General features: G+C 67.7%; 5 protein-coding genes. 2 read left to right on the plus strand and 3 right to left on the minus strand.

What is annotated here, in order from left to right; genetic code table 11:
• Positions 1-104 precede the first annotated feature (104 nt).
• Entirely contained in the window at positions 105-371 is a 267-nt protein-coding gene (locus tag VGD28_RS01715) for a succinate dehydrogenase assembly factor 2 (protein ID WP_331026607.1), read from the minus strand.
• Positions 372-439: 68 nt separating this feature from the next.
• On the opposite strand from VGD28_RS01715, the gene recG reads away from it, so the two are divergent.
• Positions 440-2,497 carry an ATP-dependent DNA helicase RecG gene (recG, locus tag VGD28_RS01720; RefSeq protein WP_331026608.1) on the plus strand — a complete coding sequence of 686 codons (2,058 nt, stop codon included), beginning with the start codon at positions 440-442 and terminating at the stop codon, positions 2,495-2,497.
• Between the two features lie 33 nt (positions 2,498-2,530).
• Positions 2,531-2,968 (plus strand): DMT family transporter, encoded by a 438-nt coding sequence (locus VGD28_RS01725; RefSeq protein WP_331026609.1) that lies wholly within the window; start codon positions 2,531-2,533, stop codon positions 2,966-2,968.
• Between the two features lies 1 nt (position 2,969).
• On the opposite strand, the gene VGD28_RS01730 is transcribed toward VGD28_RS01725, so the two are convergent.
• Together VGD28_RS01730 and tyrS are read right to left on the minus strand one after the other, a co-directional pair.
• Positions 2,970-3,305: a PilZ domain-containing protein gene (locus VGD28_RS01730; RefSeq protein WP_331026610.1), complete on the minus strand. Its 336-nt coding sequence runs from the start codon at positions 3,303-3,305 to the stop codon at positions 2,970-2,972.
• Positions 3,306-3,415: 110 nt separating this feature from the next.
• Positions 3,416-4,609: tyrosine--tRNA ligase (gene tyrS, locus VGD28_RS01735; protein ID WP_331026611.1), on the minus strand; the 1,194-nt coding region annotated here is incomplete at its 5' end.

Genomic DNA, 4,609 nt, shown 5'->3' on the forward strand with positions numbered 1-4,609 from the left:
GGGGAGGGGTTGGGGTGGGGCCTATCCTCGCAGACTCCGGTCTCGGTGAGACTGAGACGCCCCACCCCTTCCCCCTCCCCTGAAGGGGAGGGGCTTATTGAGGTTCATTCAGCCACCGGGACGTAATTCAGCGCCTTGAGCGCGGACATGATCGCGCCGTGATATTCGGGAGGCACGGGCTGGGTGCCCATCGCCCAGGCCATGATGTCGACGTCCTGCTCTTCCAGCAGCGTCTCGAACAGGTTGATTTCTGCGTCGTTCCAGCCGGCGTGGTGGGCGTCGAAGAATCCGCCGATCATCAGGTCGGCTTCCTTGACGCCGCGGTGCCAGGCGCGGAAGCGGAGACGTTTCAGGCGGGTTTCTCGATCCATGGTTCTCAACGCAAATTGGCCGACAGCGCTTTTTCGCGCGGTCGGCTGGGTGTAGGCAGCAGATAGACATGCGCCCCGACATCCTCAACCCGCTGTTCGCCGAAGTGACCGCGCTCAAGGGCGTGGGGCCGCAGCTTGCCAAGCCGCTGGAGCGGCTGGGGCTGGCGCGGGCGGTGGATGTCGCTTTCCATCTGCCGAGCGGATGGATCGACCGGCTGCCGCGCGAGGAGCTCGATGCGGCGGACGTGGGCCGGATCATCGCGATCACGCTGACTCCGGTGAATTATCGCATGGGCGGGAGCGCGCGGGCGCCGTCGCGGGTGGAGGCCGTCGATGCGAAGGGTAACTATGTCACGCTGGTGTTCTTCGGCGGCAATTCGGGCTGGGCGAAGAAGCAGCTGCCGCTGAACGAGCCGCGCTGGGTATCGGGCAAGCTCGACCAATATGGGCAGGAATTGCAGATCGTGCATCCCGAGGTGGTCGCGCCAGAAGCGGCGGAGCCGGGCGGACGCGAAGCGATCTATCCGCTGTCGGAAGGGATGACGTCGAAGCGGCTGGCGGCGCTGGCGGCGCAGGCGGTGGAGCGTGCGCCCGAGCTGCCCGAATGGATCGAGCCGAGCCTGAAGGATCGCAATGGCTGGCCTGACTGGCGCGAGGCGCTGGCGCGGATCCATGCCGATCCCGCGGACGCCCGCGCGAGGGATCGACTGGCCTATGACGAGGTGTTCGCCAACCAATTGGCCTTGATGCTGGTGCGCGGCGCCGCGCGGGCGAAGAAGGGACGGCCGCTCGCCGGGGACGGGCGGCTGAGGGATAAGCTGCGGCTGCCCTATACGCCGACGGGGGCGCAGGCACGGACGATCCGCGAGATCGAGGGCGACATGGCGCAGAGCCGCCCGATGCTGCGGTTGCTTCAAGGCGATGTCGGCGCGGGCAAGACGCTGGTGGCGGCGATGGCGCTGCTGATCGCGGTCGAGGCGGGCGCGCAGGGCGCGATGCTGGCGCCGACCGAGATCCTCGCACGCCAGCATTTCGAGACGTTGCAACGGCTGTTCTCGGGCCTCGACGTGCGCATCGCGATCCTCACCGGGCGCGACAAGGGGCGGGGGCGCGAAGCGACCTTGATGGGGTTGCATGACGGGTCGATCGATATCCTGATCGGCACGCATGCGATCTTCCAGCAGGGTGTCGAGTATCGCGACCTGGGGCTGGTGGTGGTGGACGAGCAGCACCGCTTCGGCGTCGCCGAGCGGATGATGCTGCAGGCCAAGGCCAAGGTTGCGCCGCACCTGCTGGTGATGACCGCAACCCCGATCCCACGCACGCTCCAGCTCGCGACGCATGGCGAGATGGACGTGAGCAAGCTCGACGAGATGCCGCCGGGTCGCCAGCCGATCGAGACCAGCGTGATCAGCGAGGAGCGGCTGGAGGAAGTGGTCAACGGCCTCGCGCGGCATCTGTCGGGCGGGGGGCAGGCCTATTGGGTGTGCCCGCTGGTCGAGGAGAGCGAGAAGGTGGATCTTGCCGCCGCCGAGGAACGCGCGGCGGCGCTGCGGGCGCGCTTCGGCGAACGGATCGGGCTGGTCCATGGCCGGATGAAGGGCCCGGAGAAGGACGCGGTGATGGCACGCTTCGCCAGCGGCGAGCTGGGCGTGCTGGTCGCGACGACGGTGATCGAGGTGGGGGTGGACGTGCCCAACGCCACGCTGATCGTGATCGAGCATGCCGACCGTTTCGGGCTGGCCCAGCTCCACCAGCTGCGCGGGCGGGTCGGGCGTGGCGGCGGGCGATCGGTGTGCGTGCTGCTGCGCGGCGGGACGCTGAGCGAGACGGCGCGCGCGCGGCTGGCGCTGATGCGCGAGACCAATGACGGGTTCAGGATCGCCGAGGAGGATCTGCGGCTGCGCGGCGCGGGCGAGATGCTGGGCACGCGCCAGTCGGGCGAGCAGACCTTTCGCCTCGCGCCGCCCGAGAAGTTCGCCGAGCTGATCGGCGCGGCCCATGCCGATGCGCGGCTGCTGGTCGATCGCGACGGCGGTTTGCAGGGCGAGCGCGGCGCGGCGGCGCGGGTGGCGCTGTACCTGTTCGAGCGTGATGCGGCGGTAGGATTGCTGCGCGCGGGTTGAACCGGCCGCGTCACGACCTATCTGCCCGGGCAGATGGGCGCGATCTTTCCAATCCTCATGACGATCCTTGCCGGTATCGGCGTCGCGATGCAGCCGCCGGTCAACGGGACGCTGGCGCGCAGCGGATCGGTGATCCTGGCGGCGCTGATCTCCTTCGCGGTCGGGACCGTGATCCTGCTCGGCATCTGGGCGACGCTGGACCGTACTTCGCCCGCCACGCTCAAGGACGTGCCGTGGTGGGCATGGACCGGCGGCATCTATGGCGTGATCTTCGTGTCGACCTCCGCCTATGCGGCGCCGCGGCTCGGGCTCGCCTCGATGCTGACCATCGCGATCGCCGCGCAGCTGGCGGCGGCGCTGGTGATCGATCATTTCGGGCTGATCAGGCTGCCGCAGACGCCGATCACGGGGATGCGCGCGCTGGGCGTGCTGCTGGTGCTGGCCGGAGTTGTGCTGGTCCGGAAGGGCTAGGTCACTTCTTCATCATCTGAGCGATCAGCTCGTAATAGCTTGCCAGATCGATCGCGGTGTCGAAGCTGGCGCCGAGACGGCCGCCGAGCGCCCAGCGGATCTCTGCCGCGACGGTGCCGACTGCGGGAAGGATGACGCGGAGCCGGTCATTCTCGACAAAGGGCTTTTCGCAGCGGGCCATCAGGCCGTGGGGCGAGATGTTGACGATCAGCAAGGTCACCGGCTGGGCATCGGGACCGAAGGCGCGGGCGCGATAATGAACCTCGTCGCGCTCGGTCGTCCGGCGATCGTCTGCCGTGGCGGGGGCGCCGCCCAGGGGAGAGAATTGGTACGTCACGCGTCCATGCCCCGTGAGTCTCCAGCAACTCGTTGGAAGCAAAGGCTAACCGCTATGGGTAAACGTCCGGGCAACTCTCGTGGTTAGCGGAATCCTATCAGACAGCTTTCTCAGGCAGGATCGAGCAGGCCGTGATGCTTCTTGCCGGCCGAGATGCGCACCTGCGCGGCGCCGACCGTGACCGTGGCGGCCTCGTCGCTCACCTTCTCGCCGTCGATGCGCGCGCCGCCGCCCTTGATCAGGCGGCGCGCCTCGCCCTTGGATGCTGCGAAGCCGAGGCCGACCAGCGCGTCCACGACGCTGATCTCGCCGCTGACGGCGAGGGTGGGGAGCGAGTCGCCGGAGCTTCCTTCCTCGAAGGTCTTCCGCGCGGTTTCGGCCGCGGCTTCGGCGGCGTCGCGGCCGCGGCACATGGCGGTGGCTTCGGTGGCGAGGATCTTCTTGGCCTCGTTGATCTCGGCGCCTTCGAGCGCTTCGAGGCGGTCGATCTCGTCGAGCGGCAGATCGGTGAAGAGGCGCAGGAAGCGGCCGACATCGCGATCGTCGGTGTTGCGCCAGAACTGCCAGTAATCGAACGCCGGCAGCTGATCCTCGTTCAGCCACACCGCGCCCGACATGGTCTTGCCCATCTTGCCGCCGTCGGCGGTGGTGATGAGCGGGGTGGTGACGCCATAGACTTCGGTCCCGTCGACGCGGCGGGACAGCTCGATGCCGTTGACGATGTTGCCCCACTGGTCGGAGCCGCCCATCTGCAGGCGGCAGCCGGCGCGGCGCGACAGCTCCAGGAAGTCGTATCCCTGGAGGATCATGTAGTTGAATTCGAGGAACGAGAGCGACTGCTCGCGGTCGAGCCGCAGCTTCACCGAGTCAAAGCTGAGCATGCGGTTGACGGAGAAATGGCGGCCGATATCGCGCAGGAACGGGATATATTCGAGCTTGTCGAGCCAGTCGGCATTGTCGACCATCACCGCGTCGGTGGGGCCGTCGCCGAAGGTCAGGAACTTCTCGAACACCGTCTTGATCGAGGCGACGTTGGCCTTGATGATCTCGTCGGTCATCAGCTTGCGCGCTTCGTCCTTGAAGCTCGGGTCGCCGATCTTGCCGGTGCCGCCGCCCATCAGGACGATCGGCTTATGGCCGGTCTGTTGCAGGCGGCGCAGCAACATGATCTGCACGAGACTGCCGACGTGCAGCGACGGCGCCGTCGGATCGAAGCCGATGTAACCGGGCACGATCCGGGTGCTGGCCAGCGCGTCGAGCGCGGCCGCGTCGGTCGTCTGGTGGATGTAGCCGCGTTCGTCTAG

Origin of the sequence: Sphingomonas sp., from assembly GCF_036402235.1 — a bacterium.
Taxonomy (GTDB): domain Bacteria; phylum Pseudomonadota; class Alphaproteobacteria; order Sphingomonadales; family Sphingomonadaceae; genus Sphingomonas.